At 38.7% G+C, this 23,140-nt stretch carries 25 protein-coding genes; 15 read left to right on the top strand and 10 right to left on the bottom strand.

All coding sequences use genetic code 11. The features are described from left to right. Positions 1 to 6: 6 nt before the first annotated feature. Complete coding sequence (locus I6F47_RS11745; protein WP_121955389.1) at positions 7 to 876, bottom strand: DMT family transporter; 870 nt, start codon at positions 874 to 876, stop codon at positions 7 to 9. A 516-nt stretch (positions 877 to 1,392) separates the two neighbouring features. On the opposite strand from I6F47_RS11745, the gene I6F47_RS11740 reads away from it, so the two are divergent. From I6F47_RS11740 to I6F47_RS11725, 4 genes are all read left to right on the top strand, one after another. After that, complete coding sequence (locus I6F47_RS11740; RefSeq protein ID WP_197118148.1) at positions 1,393 to 2,757, top strand: COG3014 family protein; 1,365 nt, start codon at positions 1,393 to 1,395, stop codon at positions 2,755 to 2,757. Positions 2,758 to 2,765: 8 nt separating this feature from the next. Then, a complete protein-coding gene (locus tag I6F47_RS11735) occupies positions 2,766 to 3,191 on the top strand; it encodes a YcfL family protein (protein WP_197183908.1) in 426 nt (141 codons plus the stop codon). 11 nt (positions 3,192 to 3,202) lie between these two features. Then, positions 3,203 to 3,823 (top strand): penicillin-binding protein activator LpoB, encoded by a 621-nt coding sequence (gene lpoB, locus I6F47_RS11730; RefSeq protein ID WP_007375407.1) that lies wholly within the window; start codon positions 3,203 to 3,205, stop codon positions 3,821 to 3,823. A gap of 178 nt (positions 3,824 to 4,001) precedes the next feature. Then, positions 4,002 to 4,469, top strand: coding sequence for a glycine zipper 2TM domain-containing protein (locus I6F47_RS11725; protein WP_008134100.1), 468 nt, complete (start codon positions 4,002 to 4,004; stop codon positions 4,467 to 4,469). Positions 4,470 to 4,898: 429 nt separating this feature from the next. On the opposite strand, the gene I6F47_RS11720 is transcribed toward I6F47_RS11725, so the two are convergent. Both I6F47_RS11720 and I6F47_RS11715 read right to left on the bottom strand, forming a co-directional pair. Then, on the bottom strand, positions 4,899 to 6,116 hold the full coding sequence (locus tag I6F47_RS11720) for a pyridoxal phosphate-dependent aminotransferase (RefSeq protein ID WP_024608138.1): 1,218 nt from the start codon (positions 6,114 to 6,116) through the stop codon (positions 4,899 to 4,901). 367 nt (positions 6,117 to 6,483) lie between these two features. Continuing rightward, complete coding sequence (locus I6F47_RS11715) at positions 6,484 to 6,828, bottom strand: Hpt domain-containing protein (RefSeq protein ID WP_007582543.1); 345 nt, start codon at positions 6,826 to 6,828, stop codon at positions 6,484 to 6,486. Positions 6,829 to 6,965: 137 nt separating this feature from the next. Here I6F47_RS11715 and I6F47_RS11710 point away from each other — a divergent pair, with 137 nt between their 5' ends. Both I6F47_RS11710 and I6F47_RS11705 read left to right on the top strand, forming a co-directional pair. Next, positions 6,966 to 7,562: a tRNA-uridine aminocarboxypropyltransferase gene (locus I6F47_RS11710; protein ID WP_197183907.1), complete on the top strand. Its 597-nt coding sequence runs from the start codon at positions 6,966 to 6,968 to the stop codon at positions 7,560 to 7,562. A gap of 24 nt (positions 7,563 to 7,586) precedes the next feature. Beyond that, positions 7,587 to 8,372 carry a CLCA_X family protein gene (locus I6F47_RS11705; RefSeq protein ID WP_024590432.1) on the top strand — a complete coding sequence of 262 codons (786 nt, stop codon included), beginning with the start codon at positions 7,587 to 7,589 and terminating at the stop codon, positions 8,370 to 8,372. Positions 8,373 to 8,388: 16 nt separating this feature from the next. Here the strand turns inward: I6F47_RS11705 and dcd are convergent, their stop codons facing one another. Together dcd and apbC are read right to left on the bottom strand one after the other, a co-directional pair. After that, a complete protein-coding gene (gene dcd, locus I6F47_RS11700) occupies positions 8,389 to 8,973 on the bottom strand; it encodes a dCTP deaminase (RefSeq protein ID WP_007582539.1) in 585 nt (194 codons plus the stop codon). Positions 8,974 to 8,979: 6 nt separating this feature from the next. Beyond that, a complete protein-coding gene (gene apbC / locus I6F47_RS11695) occupies positions 8,980 to 10,056 on the bottom strand; it encodes an iron-sulfur cluster carrier protein ApbC (protein ID WP_033026641.1) in 1,077 nt (358 codons plus the stop codon). 187 nt (positions 10,057 to 10,243) lie between these two features. On the opposite strand from apbC, the gene metG reads away from it, so the two are divergent. Next, positions 10,244 to 12,265 (top strand): methionine--tRNA ligase, encoded by a 2,022-nt coding sequence (gene metG, locus I6F47_RS11690; protein ID WP_007582537.1) that lies wholly within the window; start codon positions 10,244 to 10,246, stop codon positions 12,263 to 12,265. Between the two features lie 116 nt (positions 12,266 to 12,381). Then, positions 12,382 to 13,029, top strand: a complete 648-nt coding sequence (locus I6F47_RS11685) for a bifunctional 4-hydroxy-2-oxoglutarate aldolase/2-dehydro-3-deoxy-phosphogluconate aldolase (RefSeq protein ID WP_024593389.1) — start codon at positions 12,382 to 12,384, stop codon at positions 13,027 to 13,029. Between the two features lie 60 nt (positions 13,030 to 13,089). On the opposite strand, the gene lepB is transcribed toward I6F47_RS11685, so the two are convergent. After that, entirely contained in the window at positions 13,090 to 13,740 is a 651-nt protein-coding gene (lepB, locus tag I6F47_RS11680; protein ID WP_007582535.1) for a signal peptidase I, read from the bottom strand. A gap of 183 nt (positions 13,741 to 13,923) precedes the next feature. On the opposite strand from lepB, the gene I6F47_RS11675 reads away from it, so the two are divergent. After that, a complete protein-coding gene (locus I6F47_RS11675) occupies positions 13,924 to 14,424 on the top strand; it encodes a fasciclin domain-containing protein (protein ID WP_007582534.1) in 501 nt (166 codons plus the stop codon). Positions 14,425 to 14,505: 81 nt separating this feature from the next. Here the strand turns inward: I6F47_RS11675 and I6F47_RS11670 are convergent, their stop codons facing one another. From I6F47_RS11670 to aceK, 3 genes are all read right to left on the bottom strand, one after another. Further along, entirely contained in the window at positions 14,506 to 14,757 is a 252-nt protein-coding gene (locus tag I6F47_RS11670; RefSeq protein WP_008131476.1) for a DUF2999 family protein, read from the bottom strand. A gap of 61 nt (positions 14,758 to 14,818) precedes the next feature. After that, on the bottom strand, positions 14,819 to 15,781 hold the full coding sequence (locus I6F47_RS11665; RefSeq protein ID WP_197183906.1) for a zinc-binding dehydrogenase: 963 nt from the start codon (positions 15,779 to 15,781) through the stop codon (positions 14,819 to 14,821). Positions 15,782 to 15,845: 64 nt separating this feature from the next. Then, positions 15,846 to 17,618, bottom strand: a complete 1,773-nt coding sequence (gene aceK / locus I6F47_RS11660; RefSeq protein WP_197183905.1) for a bifunctional isocitrate dehydrogenase kinase/phosphatase — start codon at positions 17,616 to 17,618, stop codon at positions 15,846 to 15,848. Between the two features lie 428 nt (positions 17,619 to 18,046). Between aceK and I6F47_RS11655 the strand changes: the two genes are divergently transcribed. The 6 genes from I6F47_RS11655 to I6F47_RS11630 all read left to right on the top strand — a co-directional run bounded on the left by I6F47_RS11655 (position 18,047) and on the right by I6F47_RS11630 (position 21,695). Continuing rightward, positions 18,047 to 18,994, top strand: a complete 948-nt coding sequence (locus I6F47_RS11655; protein WP_101216732.1) for a LysR family transcriptional regulator — start codon at positions 18,047 to 18,049, stop codon at positions 18,992 to 18,994. 306 nt (positions 18,995 to 19,300) lie between these two features. Then, a complete protein-coding gene (locus tag I6F47_RS11650; protein ID WP_133120254.1) occupies positions 19,301 to 19,633 on the top strand; it encodes a hypothetical protein in 333 nt (110 codons plus the stop codon). Between the two features lie 87 nt (positions 19,634 to 19,720). Further along, complete coding sequence (locus I6F47_RS11645; protein WP_101216730.1) at positions 19,721 to 20,170, top strand: hypothetical protein; 450 nt, start codon at positions 19,721 to 19,723, stop codon at positions 20,168 to 20,170. Next, a complete protein-coding gene (locus tag I6F47_RS11640) occupies positions 20,154 to 20,603 on the top strand; it encodes a GNAT family N-acetyltransferase (protein ID WP_197183904.1) in 450 nt (149 codons plus the stop codon). Before I6F47_RS11645 ends, I6F47_RS11640 begins: the two co-directional genes overlap by 17 nt. Positions 20,604 to 20,632: 29 nt before the next feature. Next, positions 20,633 to 20,839, top strand: a complete 207-nt coding sequence (locus I6F47_RS11635; RefSeq protein WP_165735343.1) for a hypothetical protein — start codon at positions 20,633 to 20,635, stop codon at positions 20,837 to 20,839. Between the two features lie 424 nt (positions 20,840 to 21,263). Next, positions 21,264 to 21,695 carry a hypothetical protein gene (locus I6F47_RS11630; RefSeq protein ID WP_165735344.1) on the top strand — a complete coding sequence of 144 codons (432 nt, stop codon included), beginning with the start codon at positions 21,264 to 21,266 and terminating at the stop codon, positions 21,693 to 21,695. A 12-nt stretch (positions 21,696 to 21,707) separates the two neighbouring features. Here I6F47_RS11630 and icd read toward each other — a convergent pair whose 3' ends face one another. Next, a complete protein-coding gene (gene icd, locus I6F47_RS11625) occupies positions 21,708 to 22,976 on the bottom strand; it encodes an NADP-dependent isocitrate dehydrogenase (protein ID WP_121955420.1) in 1,269 nt (422 codons plus the stop codon). Between the last annotated feature and the right edge of the window lie 164 nt (positions 22,977 to 23,140).

The raw sequence follows: 23,140 nt of genomic DNA, 5'->3' as shown, positions 1-23,140 counted from the left end.
ATAATATTAAGCCTTCTTTTTATTTAAAATAAATACCAGCACAGCGCCTAATATTAAGGAGCTTGCAACTATAAACTCCATTGTTACCTGCTCTGATAAAAACAAGACCCCGGCAATGGCTGCAAGTACCGGCACACAAAGCTGCACAACAGCCGCCTGGGTGCTTTTAAGCAGCGGCATTGCCACATACCAAACACTGTAACCAATTCCAGAAGCTATCGCACCCGAGGCACACGCAAGCAAAACCCCTTCAATACTCATATTTTTTAAATAACTCATACCAACAAGTAATAAAATAGGGATAGCCACTAAGCTTCTTATAAAGTTAAACCCCGTAGTACGCAGTGGCGATACGCACACTTTACCGCGAATACTGTAAATACCCCATGCCACACCACTGAGTGCCATAAGTGATGCACCTAATAATGAAGGTACAGCAGCAGATGGCAGCATTAAATATACAAACCCACCTAGCGCCACTATAAACGCGCACCACTGAAGCACACTCAACTGCTCTTTTTGATATATACCCCAGCCAATCATAGTGAGTTGCACGGCTGAAAATAAAATAAGTGCACCGGTGCCTGTATCTAGCTCTACGTATGCAATCGAAAAACAAAGTGCATAAACTAATAGGCTTATACTGCTTCGCCAGCTTCCTTTATCGCTTAAAATAGCGGGGTTAAAAGTGCCTTTTCGTTTTAAATTATGAGTATAAATAGCCATTATAATGCCCAAACACGCAGCACCACTGAGTAAGCGAATAACTGTAAAGTTCCAAGCATCTATATAGCCTTCGGCTAAAGCCATTCTGCAAAAAAGAGAGTTTGCAGCAAACGCAATTAAAGCAATGATTGTGTACAACGTAGCTTTCAAAAAAAATTCCTTAGCAATAAAAACGAATTACAGCGTTATTTCAATTAATCAACTAATTAACCTACTAAGCTCAAAATATTGTCATAAGCGCCTATAAAACCGCTTACTGAGCAGCACATTTAAACAGGATTGGTATAACTGTGCAAAGAGAGTATTTAGTTTTAATAAATTAGATCATTTATACTCAAATCTTAGCCGCATTTGCAAAATACGGTGTCTACAACACAAGATATCCTTTTAGTATTTTTCGTATACGACTTAGTGAATAGCAATTACTTCATTTAAAAAATTCATTTATCGTTACGCTTTAGAGATCATTGTATTCAATAAGACCAATAAAGTACCTTAAGCATTTCAATATTGTTACCCAACAAGAAAATTCACACTTTGTTCACCAATGTCATTTTATATTTCTTTATTAGCAGGCAGTTTTATTCTACGATTTTTTACAATATTTCACACATTTAGCTAAAAATAATATGTTAATGTATACAGGTGAATTGAGAGGAGTGCGCAGTGCGCCTAAGTATAATTTTAAGCTTTTGTTGTATTTTAAGTGGGTGTAGCACAATGGGCTTTAATGACCTATTTAATGACTATGCCACGCAAATGACACCAATAAGAAATGCGATCGAGAAAAACAATATCGAAGAAGCGCAATCCCTTATTGCCAATAATAGCACCATGCACAGCAGCTACTTACTCAACCAACTTGAGCAAGCTCGCTTAAACGACTTTGCCAATAAGCCACAAGAGGCACAAAGTAAATTTGAGAACGTGTATACGCAAATGCAAAAAAAACGTGAAGCCGCCAAAATACAAGTAAGTGCGGGGCTTGAGCAAAGCAATGCGTTATTTACTAACGACTCAGCCATAACTTATGTGCCACCGGCTTACGAAATGAGTATGCTTCATAGTTATAAAGCACTTAACTACGTGTATAAAAATGATGTAGAAGGCGCTTTGGTCGAAATTCGCCGCGCTAATAAAGTACAAGTTGATGCACTAAGCGAAAATAAAACAGATGGCGACTCAACAGTTAAGGAAGCGCAGCAGCACTACCCTAGCATGGGCAATGTGACCAGAGACGTGAAAAATGGCTTTCAAAATGCCTACACATTTTATTTATCTGCTTTGCTTTACCAAAGTGCTAAACAGTATGACGATGCTTATATTGATTATAAAAAAGCACTGGCTATACAACCTAACAATATTTATTTACAGCAGGACGTAATGCGCCTTGCTAAAAAACAAGGGTTTGACCAAGACCTAAGCGAATTTAAAAAACGTTTTAGTGATGCACCCACTATTTCTGCAACACAAGGCGAAGTAATTGTTTTATTTGAACAAGGCTTAGTACCAAAACAAGATGAATTTAAACTGCGCTTACCAATTTATTCATCACGCGGCGATGCACGCTTTTACAGCCTTGCAATGCCAGTATATAAAGATAATGCCTATGTGCGCCGCCTTAATAATATAAACTTAGATGCACAAAGCTTAGAGCTGAGCCCATTAGTACACATTGAAGCACTTGCAGCAAAAACATTAGAAGATCAAATACCTGCAAAAGTAGCTCGCCAAGTGCTTAGATTAGTAGCTAAAGAAAAAGTCCGCGCAGAGCTTGCTCGCAGTGCCGGTGATGTAGGTAACATACTTGCTAATATTTATAATTTGGCGTCTGAGCAAGCTGATACACGTAGCTGGCTTACACTTCCAAATCAAATAAGTGTTGCAAGGCAAAGCCTAAATACAGGTGAGCATTCTTTGCATATAGGCACACAAGCACCTATAAATTTTACCGTTAGTAAGCAAGGGTTAACGTTAATTTACTTAACCTCCGTTAATAACTACTTTAATTACCACGTAGTTCAACTTTAGGAGCCATCATGAAATACATAGCGCCATTATTAGCAGTCTTAATGCTCAGTGCATGTTCCAGCAAACCGGTTACATCGGGTATTTCTGTTGAACAAAATAAAAATCAGTTTAATGAGCAATTACGTGTAGATAACCCAGAGCTCGGTAAAAAGCTGGCCATTACTGATGTTAAAACACGTCAAACCAACCAGTTAACCGATGTAGTAGTGACACTTTCGAGCCAGTATAAAAAATCACAGTATTTGCAGTATCAATTTAATTGGTTTGATAAAGACGGCTTTGTTATTAAAGGCAATCATTCACCTTGGCAAGCACTCACCTTATTTGGTTTTTCAAAAACACAATTACCGGGCTTAGCACCGAGCTCTGATGCGGTTACCTTTTCTTTAGCAGTAAGAGAAGTGTCTACCGCATCACAAGAATTTAAAGATTAAAGGAAACAACCATGATAATCAGTAACAAATTTAAAACAGCATCAACTTACGCTTTAGTTGGCCTAAGCGCTTTAGTATTAAGTGGCTGTGCTAATAAAGCCGTAGTAAGTTATGGCGATGCACAAGCAGTAGAAACAACAGATATTAATTTTGGTTCTACCGACTTACAAAAAGTAGCGAGCCAAATGACCGACTCATTACTCAGCTCACCTGTTGTTGGCACAATGACCGCTAATAAACGCCCTGTAGTATTTGTTGAGCGTATTAAAAATAAAACCAGCGAGCACATTGATACAGAATCAATCACCGATTCAATCTCAACACAAATGCTACGCAGCGGTAAGTTCCGTTTTGTAGATATGACCCGTGTTGAGTCAGTACGTGAGCAATTAACGTTTCAAAATGAAGATGCTCTTGTTAACCCTGCAACAGCCGTTGCATTTGGTAAACAAATTGGTGCGCAATATATGTTATACGGAAATTTATCGAGCATAGTTAAATCAAATGCCGATAAATCAGACGTATACTACAAATTTACGATGCGTTTAATGGATATGGAAAGCGGCCTAGTTGAATGGGCAGACGAAACTGAAATTCGTAAAACGAAAGAAAAATCAACCTTTGGCTGGTAGCTAATACCAATCTGCTTATATATGGGGTCTATTTAACGTTAAGAAAATTACGCTAGTACTAGGCAAAAATTTTTGTATTTAGTTGTTCTAAATAAAAAATTTTTAACGACGTTATAGCGCAATTTAATTCGTTAAATTGATCAAAGATTTATGCAGGTTGGTATAAAAGGAGCAAGTTATGAAAGCAATTACAGTAATTATGTGCGCTTTACTTACAATAAGTGCACCTACGTTTGCTAAATACGAGCGCAATAAAGCAGTCCCTGTGCAGCAAGTTTTATTTGGTGACGTAAAATCGGTACGCAATATTACCGAACAAGAAATCATTCAAGACAAAAACAACGGCTGGAAAACCTTCGGCGGTGCATTACTCGGTGGCGTAGTAGGCAACCAGTTTGGTGGTGGTAGCGGCCGCACAGTAGCAACAATATTAGGTTCGGTAATTGGCGGCAGTGTTGCACATAATAGGCAGCAGCAAAGTCATTATCAGCAAAATCACTTTGTAGAGTTATTAATACAAGTTGAAAATGGAGACCAGTTTATGGTTGTTCAAGATCAGGACCAATCAATGCGTTTTAGCAAAGGCGATAACGTAAGATTAGTGTACTTGAACGACAACACAGTGCGTGTAGATAAAGCGTACTAGGACGTGCTGAACTTTGGTGGTTGAATTTGCAGCAGAATGTTTGGTATTTAGACAAGGCAGAGCCTATGAACTGTGGTTGTTCCCTATAAATAGGCGATAACGCAGCATAAATGCCAAACATGCGCTGCCCGAAGGGTTCTGCCTAGCGGCAATTAACTCTTTGTTGCCTACATGGATGTAGGTAAGGGGCGTGAGCAGGACGCGGAAGCTTTGCTCGGTTTTTACTTATTCTTACATGGATGTAAGCCAGTAGGGTAACGCAGGAGCAGTTACCGAGCCCACTAGGTTACAAACCTCGCGTCGCGATTTAATCGCCCCTAGATTGAACAAATTTCAATCCACAAAGATCAACACGCCCTGTTAATATATTCATGACTAAAGTAAAAAACGAGCCAAATTTGGCTCGTTTTTTTATTATTTTTTTAATAACTATACTTGGCGATAGTCTTTAAAAAAGCGCTTCATTTTTAACATCGCATCGGATAAATCATCTTTGCTTGGTAAAAATACCAACCTAAAATGATCCGGCTCGGGCCAATTAAACGCCCTGCCATGTACAAGTAATATTTTTTCGGCTTTTAGCAAATCGTACATCATCTTTTCATCATCTTTAACGTTAAAAAGTGCTGTATCAACTTTAGCAAACGCATAGAGCGCGCCTTTAGGTTTTTTACAACTAATGCCTTCAATAGCATTTAATCCACGCCATGCAATATCACGCTGCTCATATAAGCGCCCACCCGGGTTTATTAGACTATCAATTGATTGCACGCCACCCAACGCCTGTTGAATTGCATATTGTGCAGGTACATTTGCGCACAAACGCATAGATGAAAGTATTTCTAGGCCTTTGCGTAAATCATCCATTACCGAGGTACGACCACTCAAAACCATCCACCCCATTCTCAGCCCCGCTGCACGGTATGTTTTTGCTAAACCATTAAAAGTAATAATAGGCACATCGTCGCAAAGTGAGCCGATTGAAGTATGCGTTATACCATCGTATAAAATCTTCTCGTAAATTTCATCGCTCAATAACAGTAATTTGTGTTCGCGTGCGATATCGATTAATTGCATTAACAAGTCGTCGCTATAAACCGCACCGGTTGGATTATTAGGGTTAATTAATACCAATGCTTTTGTTTTTGAAGTGATTTTACTTTTTATATCTGCAATGTCCGGAAACCAATCTTGCTCTTCATCACATAAATAATGTACCGGATTACCACCCGATAACGTGACCGAAGCAGTCCAAAGTGGATAATCTGGAGCAGGAATAAGCACTTCGTCACCATTATTTAATAGCGCTTGAGTGATCATTTGAATGAGTTCGCTTACGCCATTACCAATATAAATGTTATCTACATCTAAATTATGTAATCCACGTTGTTGGTAATGCTGATAAATAGCCACGCGGGCTGAATAGAGGCCTTTAGAGTCACAGTAGCCTTGGGCTGAATATAAGTTGCGGATAATATCGCGGTGCATGTCCTCTGGCATATCAAAACCAAAAGCAGCCGGATTACCTATATTCAATTTTAATACTTTTTGACCTTCGTCTTCCATTTTTTTAGCTTGTGCTAAAACCGGCCCACGAATGTCATAACATACACCTTCTAATTTGTGACTCTTTTTAATATCAGACATTTTTACCTCTTCAGGGCGTATTGGCTTTATGGATTAAATTTGTTCAACCTAGGGGCGATTTAATCGCGGCGCGAGATTTGTAACCTAGTGGGCTAAGTAAAAATTGAGTAACAAAGAGAAAATAGCCCCTAGGAAGAACCCTCTGGGCAATGCGTGTTTGGATTTTATGTGTTGTTATCGCCTATTTATGTGGAAAAACCACACTGCATAGGCTCTGCCTAACCTAAAAACCAGACACTCGTTGCAAATTCAATCCCGAAAGATCAACACGCCCTAGTGAGTCTTTAGACTAACCTAGTAAAGGCGCAAAATGCCAGTGTATTTGATTACTTAGTACTGAAATAAATTCACGTTTCAGTTTCAATAATTAACGAGATGCTAACCATTCATTTAGCTTAGCTTGAGAGCCTGTTACTTGAGCCATTAAGCTATTAGATGCGTCGATGGCTTCAGCTAAGTTATCTAGGTTTAAATTTTGTTCAATAACGCGAGATACTTCAGCAAGGCTTGAAGCACCAAACTGCGCAGCGTTAGATTTTAAGCTATGAGAATGACGAATCGCCGCTTCTCTGTCTTTTCCAATGGTTGCTAAAACTTCAGAGCCTAAACGCTCAAACTCCGAGCAGCAAAAATCAAGTGTATCAGCAAACTGCTCACCCAATAACGATTCCATACTCTCTAATGCTGATGTATCAATATTTATTTCTGTCATATTTTAAGCCCTTAAAACAATCCATGTAAATTACAGTTTAATAGTACTACTTTATATTGATGCGTAAAAAAAACCAACTTAATTACCTTATAAATGTATAATTGTGAGGATCATACTGGCAACAAAAAGTTTATTAAATGGCACGCACACTTTGTAATCATTGTAACTTTGCACTTAACACCTGTATTTGCAGCGCAATTACAAATATAAACAACAAAGTTAAGGTTATTATTCTACAGCACCCAAGCGAAGAAAAAATAGCAAAAAATACCGCTAAACTACTCAATTTGTGTCTAACTGATTGCCAAATAGTCAAAGGCGAAAATAATGACGACTTTTCTATTCTTAAATCACTGCCAATAAACTCTACCGTTTTGCTCTACCCTAACGAAAACGCTATTAATTTAGACGATAGCGCTGAGCAATCTAATATAAAAAACATCACCCATTTAATCGTGGTTGATGGTACATGGAAAAAAGCCTACAAAATTTTGCAGCTCACCACATTGCTAAATCAATTCAAAACGGTCAGTTTTAAACAGTTACCTAAAAATCGTTATGCTATTCGTAAAGCCCCTAGGGCCGACAGCCTATCCACACTTGAAGCCGTAGCGCATAGTTTGTTTTTAATAGAGCAGTTAAATCCTGCACCACTTTATAATGTGCTTGATGAATTAATACAAAAACAAACCCAACACATGCCCGAGCACGTAAAAGCACGTTACTTAGATTAAATTCGTTACTATATGAAACTTGCAATGCGTAACTACCCTAACAGGCTAAAACGTGGCTTTACTCGCCAAGGCCCCGACTATCGCTTTGACGACCAAGTCGACTTTAGCGATATAAGAGATACCTTTGGCTTTAGGTCAATGGTCGTCGGTAAATGGGTAACTAAAGAAGAGCGCTACATTAGCGCTAATTTAATTTACGATGCACTGGCGGATCTTGCGCAAATACTGCATTTACCGCCCAAAGCTATTGGCCTGCGCGGGAAGCTTAACTTTGCATTTGGCCATGGCGGCCAAAAAGGTGTACAAGCGCATTATAATGCAGCATCTCAAACGCTTGCCCTTGCAAAAAATGCAGGCGGTGGTGCACTTGCTCACGAATGGTTTCATGCGTTTGATCATCATATAAGCGAGCATTTATTTGCAGCAAAACCACGATTTGGTTTTGCCTCAAAACTATGGCTTTCAAACACACCTAATTTATCGCACCCACTTAATAATGCTTTGAACAGTTTTTATAAAAATGTATTTTTAGATGAGCACGGCGTTGATGCTAATAACTTTGTACAAACATGCATAGAACACGATAAAGCTCACAATATGAATTATATGAGTATGCCAGAGGAGCTTGCCGCACGTTGTTTTGAAGCCTGTATTGAGCAGCATTCAAATATAAAAAATAGCTTTTTAGTGGGAGGCTTACAAAGTAGTAATTTAATATACCCAAATATTGGGCATATTAATAAAGCAAATGAAGCGCTTAACCAGTACTTTGAACTACTGGGTTATGCGCTTCATAAAATAGACGAGTAATGTCTATATTTGGTGATTACTTATCGTCACTAATACGACTTGCTACTGCACTGTTTTGATCTTTATATTTTGCATCTTTACGGATGTTGTATGGGTTTTCACACGGGCCCGATAGCATTTCAAAGCTCATAGCCCCAATTTTCATCAGTGGGCGAAGCGCCAGTGGTAATTTACCTGAGTTGTAAAACTCTAAAACAATATTACCGCTCCAGCCTGGATCTATTCGGTGCGCAGTTACATGCACCATTAAACCCAAACGAGCTAGCGATGAGCGTCCATCTAACCACCCTACTATGTCTGCTGGCAGAGTTACTTTTTCGTGTGTTATAGCAAGTGCAAGTTCACCTGGGTGTAAAAAGAATGCTTCACCTTCATCAAGCACTATTTCTTCACTCATGATTGATTCCATAGCTTTATTTAGCTGATCTTTTGGACCGCTTAAATCGACGTATGCCGCGTTGTGTGCATTAAAAGTTCTGAATTTATTACCTAATCGCAAATCGGCAGTTACACCTGAAATCATGTCACTTGTTGGCGCAGGCTCAATAACAATGCGACCATCGCTTAGGTATTCATTAATATGTGTGTCTGAAAGTCTCATTATTTATTAATCTTCTGTAATCACAATTTCAATTGCATTGTGATGCTGTTGATAATAGAGCGTGCTGGCTATAAGCCTCGCTGCTGCGCTGTATGTTTTGCTTATCGCCGCGTCGTTATCGTTGGCAATAAGTTTTCCTTGCTCAGAATACTCACGTATATCTATTGCAAGTGGAATATGGCTAAGTACAGGTACGCCGTGCTTGTGCGCCAGTTTTTGTGCACCGTCTTTACCAAATACGTGGTTAGCTTCACCGCAGTGGCTGCAAATGTAATAACTCATGTTTTCAATTAAGCCCAGCACTGGCACGTTTACTTTATTAAACATAGCAATGCCTTTTTGCGCATCGGCTAGGGCTAAGTCTTGCGGTGTAGTGACAATAACAGTACCGCTCGCGGGTACTTTTTGGCTCATTGTTAGTTGAATATCACCGGTGCCCGGTGGCATATCCACAATTAAGTAATCAAGCTCACCCCAATCAGTCTCGTTAAGCAATTGGCTAAGTGCGCCTGACGCCATTGGTCCGCGCCATACAGTGGCGTCATCGCTTGGGACTAAAAAGCCAATTGACTGCGCTTTAATGCCGTTTGCATCAAAAGGCTGTAGCTGTTTGTTATCTTTAGTTACGGGCTCTGCGCCTACCAAGCCTAAAAGCATTGGAATAGATGGGCCATAAATATCAGCGTCTAAAATACCCACCTTTGCGCCTTCGTTTTTAAGGGCGCCCGCCAAGTTAACGGCAGTAGTCGACTTACCTACTCCGCCTTTGCCTGAGGCAATAAGCACAATATGTTTAATCGCCTTAAACTTAGCTGCCTCTTTAATGATAACCTTGGCGCTAATTGTTACAGGCACATTTAAGCTTTCACTTACGTGTTGCTCAACTAAAGGCATTTCTGATTGCCCAGCAAATGGCAGGGTTAATTTAATGTGTAGTGATTTATCGTCATTTTGAGTAATAGTATCAATGAAGCTTTCGTCAATACCGACGGCAAAAGCCGCACTACGATATGCCGCTAAGGCAGTAATAATCGGTTGTTTTTGCACCGATTTAGAAGAGAATAGTTTCGACAGTCCAAACATAGCAATTAAATAGCGTTTCTTTGATGAAAAGTGCCACGGAATTATGTAACATTCAGGGCATTAACACCAGTCAATTAATAAAAATCCATAAGCTGTGCGCACTCTAAGCAGATAGCTTGTAGATAAATTAATGATAATTGCCGTTTGTATAATAAAAACGGCGTTTTATCCTCAATTCGGAATGATTATGACGCAGCGAAAGATCCTGATTACCAGCGCATTACCTTATGCAAATGGCCCTACTCACTTAGGTCATTTATTGGAATATATTCAAACTGATATTTGGTCACGTTTTCAAAAACTACAGGGCCACGAAGCTTATTATGTTTGCGCAGACGATGCCCACGGCACGCCAATTATGCTTAATGCGCAAAAGCAAGGGATCACGCCTGAAGAAATGGTAAAACAAGTGAGCATAGAGCGCCAACGCGACTTCGCTGACTTTAATATCAAATTTGATAACTACCACAGTACGCATAGCCAAGAAAACAAAGAATTAAGCGAACTTATTTATAACCGCCTAAACGATGCCGGTCATATTAAAAAGCACACTATTTCGCAATTATTCGATCCAGAAAAAGGTATTTTCTTACCCGATCGTTTTGTAACTGGTACTTGCCCAACGTGTAAATCTGAAAACCAAAACGGCGACAGTTGTGATTCGTGTGGTGCTACATACAGCCCTACCGAACTCATTAATCCGCGTTCTGTAATGTCAGGTGCAGAGCCTGTACTTAAAGATTCTGAACATTACTTTTTTGACCTGCCAGCATTTGAAGGCATGCTAAAAGAGTGGTTACACTCGGGCACTATTCAACAAGAAATGGCTAACAAGCTAGACGAATGGTTTACCGATGGCCTGCAGCAGTGGGATATTAGCCGTGATGCGCCTTACTTTGGTTTTGAAATTCCAAATGCACCGGGCAAATATTTTTACGTTTGGTTAGATGCACCTATTGGTTACATGGCGAGCTTTAAAAACCTATGTGATAAAAAAGGCATCAACTTTGATGAGTTTTGGGCTGAAGGTTCAGACGCTGAGCTTTATCACTTTATTGGTAAAGACATCATTTATTTCCACAGCTTATTTTGGCCAGCAATGTTAGAAGGCGCTAATTTTAGAAAGCCAACTAACGTATTCGCTCATGGTTTTGTTACTGTAAATGGCGAAAAAATGTCTAAATCAAAGGGTACGTTTATTAAAGCGCGTACTTATTTAGATAACTTAAACCCAGAGTACTTACGTTACTACTACGCAGCAAAATTAAGCAGCGGTATTGTTGATCTTGATTTAAACCTAGAAGACTTTGCACAACGCGTAAATTCGGACCTAGTAGGTAAAGTAGTAAACATAGCGAGCCGTTGTGCTGGCTTTATTACTAAAAAGTTTGATGGCAAGCTAAGCAGCACTATTATGCAACCAGAGCTGTTAGCAGAGTTTCAAGCGGCTGCACCTAGCATTACAACACACTATGAGAACCGCGATTACAGCCGCGCAATTCGCGAAATAATGGCGCTTGCCGACAAAGCAAACCAATTTATTGATGGCGCAGCACCTTGGGTATTAATTAAAGACGAAACTAAGCAACAAGAAGCACACGAAGTGTGTTCTCTTGGTCTTAACTTGTTCCGCGTTTTAATTACTTACTTAAAACCAGTGCTACCAGAAATGGCCGACAACGTACAAGCATTTTTAAATGACGACCTTGCATGGGACGGCGTTCAAAATGCTCTCGTAAGCCACCCTATCAATAAATTTAAACCGTTAATGCAGCGTGTTGAAATGGATAAAGTAAATAAAATGGTTGAAGAATCTAAAGAAAGCTTAGCGCCAAAAGTAACTATTGACCCTAACAGCCCACTTGCAAAAGAGCCGATTAGCGACGAAATAGAATTTGATGACTTTGCAAAAGTAGACTTACGCGTAGCTAAAATTGCTAAAGCAGAGCACGTAGAAGGCGCTGATAAACTACTTAAGCTAACACTTGATTTAGGCGGCGAAACTCGCCAAGTGTTTGCAGGTATTAAATCAGCTTACGCACCAGAGGATCTCGAAGGTAAGTTAACCGTTATGGTCGCTAACCTTAAGCCTCGTAAAATGCGCTTTGGTATGTCTGAGGGCATGGTATTAGCAGCAGGTCCTGGCGGAAAAGAAATTTATATTCTTAACCCAGATGACGGCTCAGAGCCTGGTATGCGCGTAATGTAATATTACTCATACAATAAAAACCGCTGATACATCAGCGGTTTTTTTATGGGCAAAAGCAATGTTTAGTCGTATATTCAATACGAATGCCTCTGTATTAAATAAAGTGAATTGTAATTATGACCCAAATTTTAGATGCCAACAGAATAAAAGTAAGTAGCCAAATAAAACAACACAAATTAGTCGCCATACTGCGCTTAAAGCAACAAGGTGATGTAGCACCATTAATTGATTGTTTAGTTAATGCGGGCATAAACGCACTCGAGATCACGTCAAATACACCGGGCTTTGAGCAAGAAATAGCAAAAGCTCGTGCAGCTCATAAAAACGCACTTATTGGTGCAGGCACAATAATTAACACCACCCTTGCTCAGCAAGCAATTGATGCAGGCGCGCAGTTTATTGTAACGCCAAATACCAACAAATCGGTTGTCGAACTTGCCCACCAGCACGGGTTACCAGTATTAATGGGCGCGCTAACACCTACCGATGTAGCAAATGCAATTGAATATAAGGCAGATATTATTAAGGTATTTCCTGCGGGCAGTATGGGCGTTGGTTACTTTAAAGCATTAACAGGTCCATTTTCAGAAGCACAATTAATACCTGTTGGTGGTGTGAATTTAGATAATTTATCACAATGGTTTGAAGCAGGTGCTTGTGGCGCGGCAGTAAGTGGCGATTTTTGTAAGGTATTAAATACCGAACAAGAGCGTAGCCACCTTACCAAGCTTGTAAAAAACTATATAAGTAAACTGCCTAAATAGGCAGTTTATTTTATTTATAGAATAGCCAAATGGGCGCTATACAAAATTAATTACTACTAATTAATTTAGCTTTTTCAATACGCGATCTTTTCTTGGTAGGTAATAATTATCGTAATCAAGTGACACTATAACGCGCTCTGCTTTTCCTAATAACTCGTTACGCGGAATTAAACCTATTACACGCGAGTCAGCGCTATTGTCGCGGTTATCACCCATTGCTAAATAATAATCATCAGGAATTGTAATTGCATCAAACCCCGATAAACGTGAAGGAATATTTGCCACTCTTATCGAATGCTCTAATCCGTTTAAATCTTCAATTTTATCAAGCGAGTCTATGTTGCTTCGCTGATCTGCATAATTAAGTTTTTTACCATTAATAATGAGCTCATTATTTTCAAGCGCAACGGTGTCTCCTGGCACACCAATTACACGTTTAATTAAACGGTTATCGGCAGCTTGTGAGTCAAAAACAATAATATCACCAGCTTGTGGATCCGCTAATTTAAGTAATTTTATGTGCGTAAATGGGACGCGAATATCGTAGGCCATTTTATCGGTAAGTATTCTGTCACCTTCTTGAATTGTCGGTTTCATTGAGCCTGTTGGCACTTCGTACCAATCGGCAACAGCGCTTCTAAATACGCTCATCAGTGCAATAAATACGATAAGAGAGCGGTTATTTTTCCAAAACTTATAAACTAATTTCATGCCTATTCCCTTCAATTGAACAAGTCTTTAATTGAGTAACTATTTATATGACTTTGCTAATTAGCTGCAGTTCAATCAATGATGTAACAAAACATGTTGACTACTAATTTTAATTGATCGATTAAATTTAGAGCGTCGTAACATTTAACGAAACCAACGGGTATTAACTTAAAGGAAAATAAAATGTTTAAGAAAATTACTACTGCATTATTGTTTACAACTGCAAGCCTTGGATTTACTACAATGGCTTATGCTGATCATCATGGTATGAAAAAAGACGTTGTTGAAGTAGCCGTTGAAAATGGTTCGTTCACTACTCTTGTTGCTGCTGTTAAAGCCGCAGGTTTAGTTGAAACGCTGCAAGGTAAAGGACCGTTTACTATTTTTGCACCAACAGATGCTGCATTTTCTAAATTACCTGAAGGCACTGTTGAAATGCTACTCAAGCCTGAAAACAAAGACAAGCTAACGGCGGTATTAACTTATCACGTAGTGTCTGGAAAAGTGATGGCAGCCGACGTAATGAAGGTAGACAGTGCGAAAACATTACAAGGCCAATCAGTTATGGTTAAAGCCGACAGCATGGGCGTAATGATAAATGACGCTAAAGTTGTAAAAGCTGATGTAAAAGCAAGCAACGGCGTAATTCATGTTATCGACACAGTATTACTTCCAAAAGAGTAGTCATAAAAGAATAAGCCAAATAAAAAAGCATAAGTAAATACTTATGCTTTTTTATTGTTTTATGTTTTATCACATAAAAAATTATTGATTTAGTTTTTCTTTCGCTTCTTTTACTTTTTCAAAATCTAAACCAAGTTCGTCAGTCGCTTCTTTAATAAGGTGCGGTTGAGTCATTACGACTGCCATTAGTTGCTGTAGTTTTTCTGGCGGAATACCAAGCTCTTGAACAAGCGCCATTGCCATCATTGGGTTTTGAGTAAACGCTTCAAACAATGCTTTTACTTTTTCGTCGCTTACGTTGTGCTCTTTTAAAATTGCAATAATTGGGTTCATTTTTAACCTTGTGTGTTTTTTATAGGGCTTAGTATATGGGCTAAACCCTAAAATTAAAGAGTTACTCTACAAGTAAAACAACTTTACCAGCATTTTCATTACGCTCTAAAATAGCATGAGCTTCGTTTGCGTCGCTCCAAGGCAATGTTTTATACAGGTTAAAGTCGTACTTTTTAGTGGCAATATCATTGTAAAAGCGTGCTACAAAGTCGTCGCGTACCTGGCGTTTAAACTCAATACTACGATTTCTAAGCGTTGAGGCATGAAACGAAATACGTTTGCGTAAAAGCGCGGCAAAATCAACTTCTGCAAAACGTCCATCTAAAAATGCAAGCATCACAATTTGGCAATCCATCGCTGCAATAGCGGCATTTTTATTTAAGTAACTCCCCGAAACAGGATCTACAATTGCATTTGCTGTTAAGTCATTTGCTTTCATATATTCTACAAAGTCGGTGGTTTTGTAGTTAATTGCATGATCGGCACCGAGTTCTTTTGCGTGTTGGCATTTTTCATCCGTACCTGCGGTAATAACCACGGTAGCACCTGTACTTTTAGCCATTTGAATTGCGGCACCGCCCACACCACTAGCACCTGCATGAATAAGCGCTGTTTGCCCTTTTTGCAATTTACCAAGCTCAAATAACGCGCCAAATGCTGTTAGGTACACTTCGCTTATTGCTGCGCCTTCAGCCATTGTTACATCATCGGGCAATTCCATAAGCTGCTTTGCATCAACGGCTACATATTCACTGTAAGCGCCACCAGAACACAAAGCAAAAACACGTTTATTAAGCCAAACTCTATCAACTTTACCACCAATATCGCTAACAACACCGGCACATTCTAAACCTAAAATAGGGCTATCTCCCGCAGGGGCCGGGTATTTACCTTGGCGCTGCATACTGTCTGCACGGTTTACACCTATTGCTGCAACTTTAACAAGTACTTCATGGCTCTTTAAAACCGGTTTTTCGGTTTCACTAAATGCAAGATTACCATCTTCATGAGAAATATATTTCATTGTTGCTCCAAGTTTAAAAACTGTAATAACATATAGATGGGGATGAACACAGATTCAAACAACCTCAAAAGCGCCAACTTTGTTTGTAAGGATAAACATCGGGTAGATAACCATTGTGTACTTGTTGCTGACAACCTTGCCAAAACGTCGCTAAAAACAAGTTACTGTGCTCATTATTAAAATAATTAAACGCAATCTCGTTGGCGCTAAAAAACACCTTAAATTGGCTCGGAAATATATCGTTTTCAGCTATATCAAAATACGAGTTACTACTTAGCTCTTCAAGTGCATTTTGGGTTTGTGGCACCTCTCTAAAGTTGCAATCGGTTAGTGGGCAAATTTCGTCAAAGTCGTAAAACACCACTCGCCCCCATCGCGTTACGCCAAAGTTTTTCATTAGCATGTCGCCCGGAAATATATTAGCACCGGCTAATTCTTTAATTGCTTTACCGTAATCATGCATAACTCTCTCTAAGGTTTTGTTATCGCATTGGGTAATATATAAATTAAGCGGGGTCATTTTACGCTCAACATAAACGTGCTTTAAAATAAGTGCCTTGCCAGATATAACCATGCTGCTGCCAATTTGGCTTTTCATCTGCTCAAGCAGTTCATCGCTAAAACGGCTTAAATCAAACGCTAAATATCTAAATTCGTGTGTGTCTACCAAACGACCAACCCTATCGGCTTGTTTTACAAAGTTATACTTTTCTTTCACTTGTGCTTTGGTGGCTGTTTTTGGCGCACTAAATTTGTCTTTAATTACTTTATAAACGTAATCTAGCCCTTCAATAGTAAATACCAGCATTACCATACCTGGCGTCCCTGGTGCTGTGACATACTTAAAGTTGGCTGGACTATTTTTAGTCGTATCAACCTTGTGTCGATAAAACTCAGTTTTGGCGTGCTTTATAAAACCAATGGCGTTAAATAACTCAAAGCGTTGTTTATGTGGCATTAACACACTTAAGTAATCTACATAACGAGCGGGCTTATCGGTATCAACCATAAAATAGGTGCGTGCAAAACCAAATAATAAACTTAATTGATCGGCGCCCAACATTACAGCATCAAGCTTTAGTCCCTCATCGGTATTTAAAATAGCGATAGCAAAAGGCATATTGTCGCCATTTTTAGCAATGCAGCGCCCAATTAAATAACAGGCTTTGTTTCTAAAAAATAATGAGTTGGCGTATTCAATATACCCATCGTTTAAATTTATAAGTTCGTACACCTGTTTGCATTGCTGCTTAGCGCCTTGCATTAACGTACTTTGTAATGTGGCTACATCGCGTTCTAAATGACTAAACGGCACTCTAAATACTTGATTAGTGATAAGCGTTTTAACGGCGTTATTAAACCCATTATGTAGCGATACCCTGCTCACTAAGCTTTCATAAGAGCGCGGCTCACTACGATACTTTGCTTTTAATACAAACAAATGCACAGTACGAATTTTTTTATCGTCCCAAATTGCGCCAAACGTTGAGTTAAAAAAGGTATGCGCAATAGGTTTATTTTCGTGATTTTCTACCATATCGCCGTAAATATTTTTAGCTAACTGCCACGTTTGCGGGCAAGTAAGTTCAGCATAAGCAATAACTCTGACGGCTTCACTCACGTTTTTAACTTCGCGCTCATACACCTGTAAACGTTCACGCATAGCACTTTGTACACTGTGATACTGTCGTTGTTCAAAACGGCTTTGTGCACCCAGTGTAATATTTAAAAATTGCGAAAACATCGCCTCAAATCCAGCAAAAACAGATCGTGCAAGCTTACTGGCTACAACGTGTTGTAGCGCATTATTAGATTGATTTGTTAGCTTATTTTGCATAAATACAGCACTTATATTGATGCCAGTTATGGCGGTTATTTTTTATTAATGGTTTACACCTTAGCAAGCAGGCTTTAATTTAGATAATTAATAAAGCATATAAATAGAATTTATTGGGCGTATTGACCTCTCGAGGTTAATTTTGCAGCCGTGTATTTGGTTTTTAAGCAAGGCAAAGTACATGTAGTGTGGTGACTCCCCATAAATGTACTTTAACGCTGCATAAAGGCCAAATACACACTGCCCATAGGGTTCTTTCTAGGGACGATTAACTCTTTGTTGCCTACATGGATGTAGGTAAGGGGCGTGAGCAGGACGCGGAAGCTTTGCTCGATTTTTACTTAGCCCACTAGTTGGCAAACCTCGCGCCGCGATTAAATCGCCCCTAGATTGAACAAATTTCACCCCTGAAAGGCCAACACGCCCATATGAATATAAGAAATGTCGATCTTAACCTTCTCGTTTATTTAAATGTGTTAATAGATGAAAAAAGTGTGTCAAAAGCTGCAAATAAACTTGCTCTTACGCAACCGGCTATGAGTAATGCGCTAAAACGTTTGCGCGATTTATTTGACGACCCGCTACTTGTGCGTGCCGCAGGCTCTATGACGCCAACGGCAAAGGCACTTGCATTAAAGCCTGAAGTTGAGGCCCTATTAAAAATGGCTGAAGCTATTACGCAGCCTAGTGAGCAGTTTAACCCTACAACCGCTGAAGTTACGTTTAGAATAATGGCAAACGACTATATAGAGTCGACCTTAATAGCCCCTTTTATAACGGCGCAGCTTAGTAAAAACCCCGGTATTAATTTTGATGTATTGAGCCCAAGCGACGTAAACCTACAAGATATGGAAAAAGGCACTATTGATTTAGCTATAAACCGCTTTAACGGTCTCCCTCGCTCGTTTCATCAGGCCAGTGTTTGGCGCGATAACTACTGTTGTTTAACGCATCCTAAAAATACATTTTTACAACATTCAGGGTTAGACGACTACTTACAAAAAGAACATATTTGGGTAAACCGTGCAGGCTGGGGACCAGAGGCCGCTGTTACTAATAAATCAGGTAAGCAAAAATTAGGCTGGGTAGACGAAGCCCTTTGGCAACTAGAACAAACCCGTAAAATACGTGTTTTTACTCGCCACTACATGGTCGCAAGCCTGCTTTGCCAATCAGAGCAACTTATTGCCACCCTACCGCGCAGGCAGGCTAAATTGTTAACCTCTCATACTGATTTAGTAATCAGCCCTGTACCATTTCAAATAGTGCCTATTGAGGTAAAAATGATATGGAGCCCGCTACTACACCACGCGCCTGCACACCAATGGTTAAGGCGTGAATTATTAGCGTTTGCTAAAACGATTGCAGATAGGTAATTAAGAGCAAACCTTTGATTAGTACTCAAGAGCCTAATGCGAGTGCCTGTGCTATGTACTGAATCATCTTATTTTGAGCTAATAGCTTGGTTAGCATTTTAAATACATTGAGTTAAAAACTATCTAATGAAATAGCTAGAACTCAAATACAATGCTCGCTAAAGAATTGAATCAAAATAGGTACTGCGTTATTCTTAATTAGTGATATAAAGTCAATAACTTTAGATACTCGTTATCAATAACCTAAGACATATTAAAAAATGGAATTTTATGTACCAATACCTATATTTGAAGTGTTCACTTATAATGAGCAAGGTCACCAAAATTAGCTTTCTTCCTTTCTCTAAAGTTGAAACTGATAATTTAAAAACCCTCTTATTTACTGCACGATTTTTTGTTTATATAGCTCTTGCATACTTTTTGAATGGGTTAGGTACTTTTTTATATGATGTTCATGAAGTTGTTAATTTATACAACTTTGAACAAACTTGGAGCGTAATATTTACAAATATTCATCAGACTCTACTGTTGAAAAAATTATTATGGGAGATGTTATTTAGCGCTGCTATATTAGCGACTGGAGGTATATTGGCTGCAATAGTTTCATTCGAGTTTAAATATGAAAGTAAAAGTGACTAACCTCAAGTCTTTGCTACATTAAAATAAACTTAATCGGATTATAAAAATATCATTAAATAACAACAACTTAAAAACCTTGCTGTGTAAGTGTTATTTAAGAGCCTTTTAAGGAAGATTATTATAAATATTGATTACTCTGCTTATTCACTTAGTGAATTAAACGAAGCAATTGAAAGTATTGACTCACATAAATATCCAGAGAACTACAAACGCCTTAAAGATGAATTAGCTAAACCAAATCGTAACGAGCCAAAAGCTGCGCAACAAATAGTAATAGCTAAAAAGAACACTAAGAAAACAAGTAAAGCGCTCCTGTGTATTGTTTTAGGTTTGTTTATTCTTTTGCGCAGCTATTTTAATTACGAAAGTGGTGTCATTTATAAGAGATACAATGAGCCGGCAGTGGCATCTTTAGAAAATAACCCGAAAAAGTTTTATTTATTTCTTTTTTTCACAATTAGTGCCGGAGGTTTTATTACGGCATATGGTATTCATGCTTTATTTTCTAAAAAAGAAGACAATGATAAACAAACTTAATAATAAGAATAACGATACTGCAAATAAAATTTTTGCTGTCTTTCAAAAATCCTATGCTATTGAGGCTAAACTGATCGGCGCGCATAACTTCCCTCCTTTAGCGCGTAATATTAAAGGTATAAAAAAGTCAGAAACAACTTTTTATGGCTACAGCGAAAAAGAATGTTTAGTAGCTGTTATTGAAGTAGATACAAACAACGAGTGTTTAGATATTTGTAGTTTAACCGTTGATCCTAGCTATTTTAAAAAAGGTATCGCAAGTAAGCTAATAAATTATGTTCTAGCAATGGGTGATTTATCTCATGCAAGAGTTGAGACTGCAGTTGCTAATACTCCTGCAATAAATTTATATAAAAAGCATGGTTTCGTGGAATTCAAAAGATGGACTCCTTCACATGGTATTGAAAAACTGGCTATGTCGGTTGTAATTTAAATCAGTATTTCAAAATAGGTAATTTATAAATGGATAGTGCATCAATAATTGCGTGGAGTGTTGTGTTTGGCGGCATAGGTATTGGCTACCTTACTTACGGGCGAAGAAAAAAAGCCGTAGTGCCACTTTGTATTGGTTTGTCATTATTGGTTTTTCCGTACTTTATGACCAGTGTTAGCATGCTGTTGATTGTAGGCGGTATTTTAGTAGCTATTCCCTACTTTATTAAAATTTAACATTACTATTGTTATTGCTATTGTGACGGATAAATAAAATACACGCGAAAAATAAAAAAGCGCCACGGTATTCAACTTTGGGAAAATACCGTGGCGCTTTTGGAAATCGTCGATATAGGAATCTACCTACAGCGTATTATTAGCAAGCTTAGTACCAACTTCATAAAATAATTAAAATTCAATAAAAACAATTAACTAAAACTCCTTCTTTATTCCTTAACTCCTCCCCTTGTTCCAGTTTTGTGCACACTTTCACCGCATTGCACCAAATTAATTAGTATTATTTAGATATGTTTTCTATTTTTTATTTAGTTTTAAAACTTACTATTGATAAAATCAATATCAGTTATTGAAAACAACAATTTTATTAATAATACACTTAGCGCTAGAGTGAAGTTAAGCCAACAAACTAAGAGTAATTATTATGACAACAGCTTCTTTCACACGCCAAGACGGATTATTCATCGATGCTAACTTGCATCAGTTCATTGAAGAGCAGTTATGCACTAAGGCTAAAACCACTGAAACTTACCAAGCGTTAGCTACTTTAGTTGACGAGTTTGGTTGTAAATGCCGTAAAACAAAGCATCAACCAGATGATGTATTAGAAGTTGATACATTATTAAATGCATACCAACTTAAAAATCATCCACTTTGCCATGTTGATGCACAAACTACGGAAGCCGTTTTAGACGAGTATTGCTGCCAGGTTCCTGCAATTATTGTTGTTGCGTTAATGGATACGCTTAGTGGTACACAGTGCGATGAACCCCAAGCACATGAGATTTACCATCGTGCAGCGCAGTTAACCAACCGCCCTTGTATGCACAGAGTAAAAACTGCCTCAGCAGCTTAATAATGGATGTATTTAAAAGTGCTCGATAACCTTCTTTGCAAAGCCAGTACAAGTTAAGGTTGTCGAGTTATGAATACTTGAGTTATCGCTCTGCTCTTGCGCTAAATCAAAGGTTACTTCACCGCTTTTAAATGTTTGCTCTAACGCATTTTCTATGAGTAATGCGCCCTCGTCCCACCCCATAAATTTAAGCATTAATACCGCACTTAAAATACTACTACTGGGGTTTGCTTTATTTTGCCCTGCTATACGTTCAAACGTGCCATGTGTAGGCTCAAAAAATGCGACATCGTTATTTAAATTTGCAGCGGGCATTATGCCAACACCACCAACTTGTGCACTGAGCATATCTGCTAAAAAGTCGCCATTTTGGTTAGTCGTCACCACTACATCAAATTGCTCTGGATGCATTAAACATTGTTGCAGCATGTTGTCAGCTATGACTTCTTTAATAATTAAGGGCGCTTGGTGTGCTCGCTCTATTTGCAACCAACGCCCATTTTCATGTGCAGTGGCATTAAACTCGTTTTGTGCAAGTGCAAACCCCCAACGCTTAAATGCACCATCGGTAAATTTAAGTACATTACCTTTGTGCACTAGCGTTAATGATTCACTATTGTTTTTAAGTGCATAGTTAATTGCAAAGCGCATTAGTCGCTCAGAGCCTTCTTTAGATATATTTTTAATACCAATTCCGCACTCTTGTGAAAACCTTAGGCGGGTTACGCCCATTTCCTCACATAAAAAATCGAGCATTTTTTCGCTCTCTACACTGCCTGCTTGCCACTCAATACCTGAGTACACGTCTTCGCTACTATCACGAAGCACTGTTATGTTTGTTAAAAAAGGGTTTTTTAAAGGAGAAGGGAGTGCACTAAAACCTTTTATAGTGCGCATATTTACAAACAAATCCATTTCTTGCCTGAGTGCAACATTAAGAGATCGAAAACCACCACCTAGTGGTGTGGTTAACGGCCCTTTTATGGCAATTTTACAGGCACGTACCGCGTTAATTGTTTCTTGTGGAAACCAATCACCGTCATACAGCTTTGCGGCCTGCTCGCCATTATAAACCTGCATCCAATGAATTTTCCGTGCGCTTTTATAACAATGCTCAATTGCACTATCAACAACATGGCGCATTACCGGCATAACATCTAGACCCACGCCATCGCCATCAATAAAAGCAATGATAGGTTCTAACGGTATTTGCCAGTGTCCTTGTGCATCAATAGTGATATTTTGGCCGTGCTCAGGAACTTGAATATGCTGATACGTCATGGCTAAACCTAACTTAAAATAACGATTAATTGATTAAACCATGCTTAGCTAGGAGTGTCTGTATTTGTACTTTTATAGTTACTATCATTTTAAAAAATAAAGAATTAGGCGTGATTATTTATCCATTTAGTTGGTCTTGTATATTAGAATTTTCGTACCAATTA

It is taken from the genome of Pseudoalteromonas sp. NZS37, from assembly GCF_015864265.1.
GTDB lineage: Bacteria > Pseudomonadota > Gammaproteobacteria > Enterobacterales > Alteromonadaceae > Pseudoalteromonas > Pseudoalteromonas arctica.
The sequence above is the reverse complement of the archived record's forward strand: the minus strand, read 5'-3'. Positions and strand labels throughout refer to the sequence as shown.

Bases quoted from the DNA above. Each gene is read 5' to 3' on its own strand.
- I6F47_RS11735 (WP_197183908.1), top strand. From the start codon at position 2,766: ATGAAATACATAGCGCCATTATTAGCAGTCTTAATGCTCAGTGCATGT.
- lpoB (WP_007375407.1), top strand. From the start codon at position 3,203: ATGATAATCAGTAACAAATTTAAAACAGCATCAACTTACGCTTTAGTT.
- I6F47_RS11725 (WP_008134100.1), top strand. From the start codon at position 4,002: ATGAAAGCAATTACAGTAATTATGTGCGCTTTACTTACAATAAGTGCA.
- I6F47_RS11720 (WP_024608138.1), bottom strand. From the start codon at position 6,116: ATGTCTGATATTAAAAAGAGTCACAAATTAGAAGGTGTATGTTATGAC.
- I6F47_RS11715 (WP_007582543.1), bottom strand. From the start codon at position 6,828: ATGACAGAAATAAATATTGATACATCAGCATTAGAGAGTATGGAATCG.
- I6F47_RS11710 (WP_197183907.1), top strand. From the start codon at position 6,966: ATGGCACGCACACTTTGTAATCATTGTAACTTTGCACTTAACACCTGT.
- I6F47_RS11705 (WP_024590432.1), top strand. From the start codon at position 7,587: ATGCGTAACTACCCTAACAGGCTAAAACGTGGCTTTACTCGCCAAGGC.
- dcd (WP_007582539.1), bottom strand. From the start codon at position 8,973: ATGAGACTTTCAGACACACATATTAATGAATACCTAAGCGATGGTCGC.
- apbC (WP_033026641.1), bottom strand. From the start codon at position 10,056: ATGTTTGGACTGTCGAAACTATTCTCTTCTAAATCGGTGCAAAAACAA.
- metG (WP_007582537.1), top strand. From the start codon at position 10,244: ATGACGCAGCGAAAGATCCTGATTACCAGCGCATTACCTTATGCAAAT.
- I6F47_RS11685 (WP_024593389.1), top strand. From the start codon at position 12,382: ATGACCCAAATTTTAGATGCCAACAGAATAAAAGTAAGTAGCCAAATA.
- lepB (WP_007582535.1), bottom strand. From the start codon at position 13,740: ATGAAATTAGTTTATAAGTTTTGGAAAAATAACCGCTCTCTTATCGTA.
- I6F47_RS11675 (WP_007582534.1), top strand. From the start codon at position 13,924: ATGTTTAAGAAAATTACTACTGCATTATTGTTTACAACTGCAAGCCTT.
- I6F47_RS11670 (WP_008131476.1), bottom strand. From the start codon at position 14,757: ATGAACCCAATTATTGCAATTTTAAAAGAGCACAACGTAAGCGACGAA.
- I6F47_RS11665 (WP_197183906.1), bottom strand. From the start codon at position 15,781: ATGAAATATATTTCTCATGAAGATGGTAATCTTGCATTTAGTGAAACC.
- aceK (WP_197183905.1), bottom strand. From the start codon at position 17,618: ATGCAAAATAAGCTAACAAATCAATCTAATAATGCGCTACAACACGTT.
- I6F47_RS11655 (WP_101216732.1), top strand. From the start codon at position 18,047: ATGAATATAAGAAATGTCGATCTTAACCTTCTCGTTTATTTAAATGTG.
- I6F47_RS11650 (WP_133120254.1), top strand. From the start codon at position 19,301: ATGAGCAAGGTCACCAAAATTAGCTTTCTTCCTTTCTCTAAAGTTGAA.
- I6F47_RS11640 (WP_197183904.1), top strand. From the start codon at position 20,154: ATGATAAACAAACTTAATAATAAGAATAACGATACTGCAAATAAAATT.
- I6F47_RS11635 (WP_165735343.1), top strand. From the start codon at position 20,633: ATGGATAGTGCATCAATAATTGCGTGGAGTGTTGTGTTTGGCGGCATA.
- I6F47_RS11630 (WP_165735344.1), top strand. From the start codon at position 21,264: ATGACAACAGCTTCTTTCACACGCCAAGACGGATTATTCATCGATGCT.
- icd (WP_121955420.1), bottom strand. From the start codon at position 22,976: ATGACGTATCAGCATATTCAAGTTCCTGAGCACGGCCAAAATATCACT.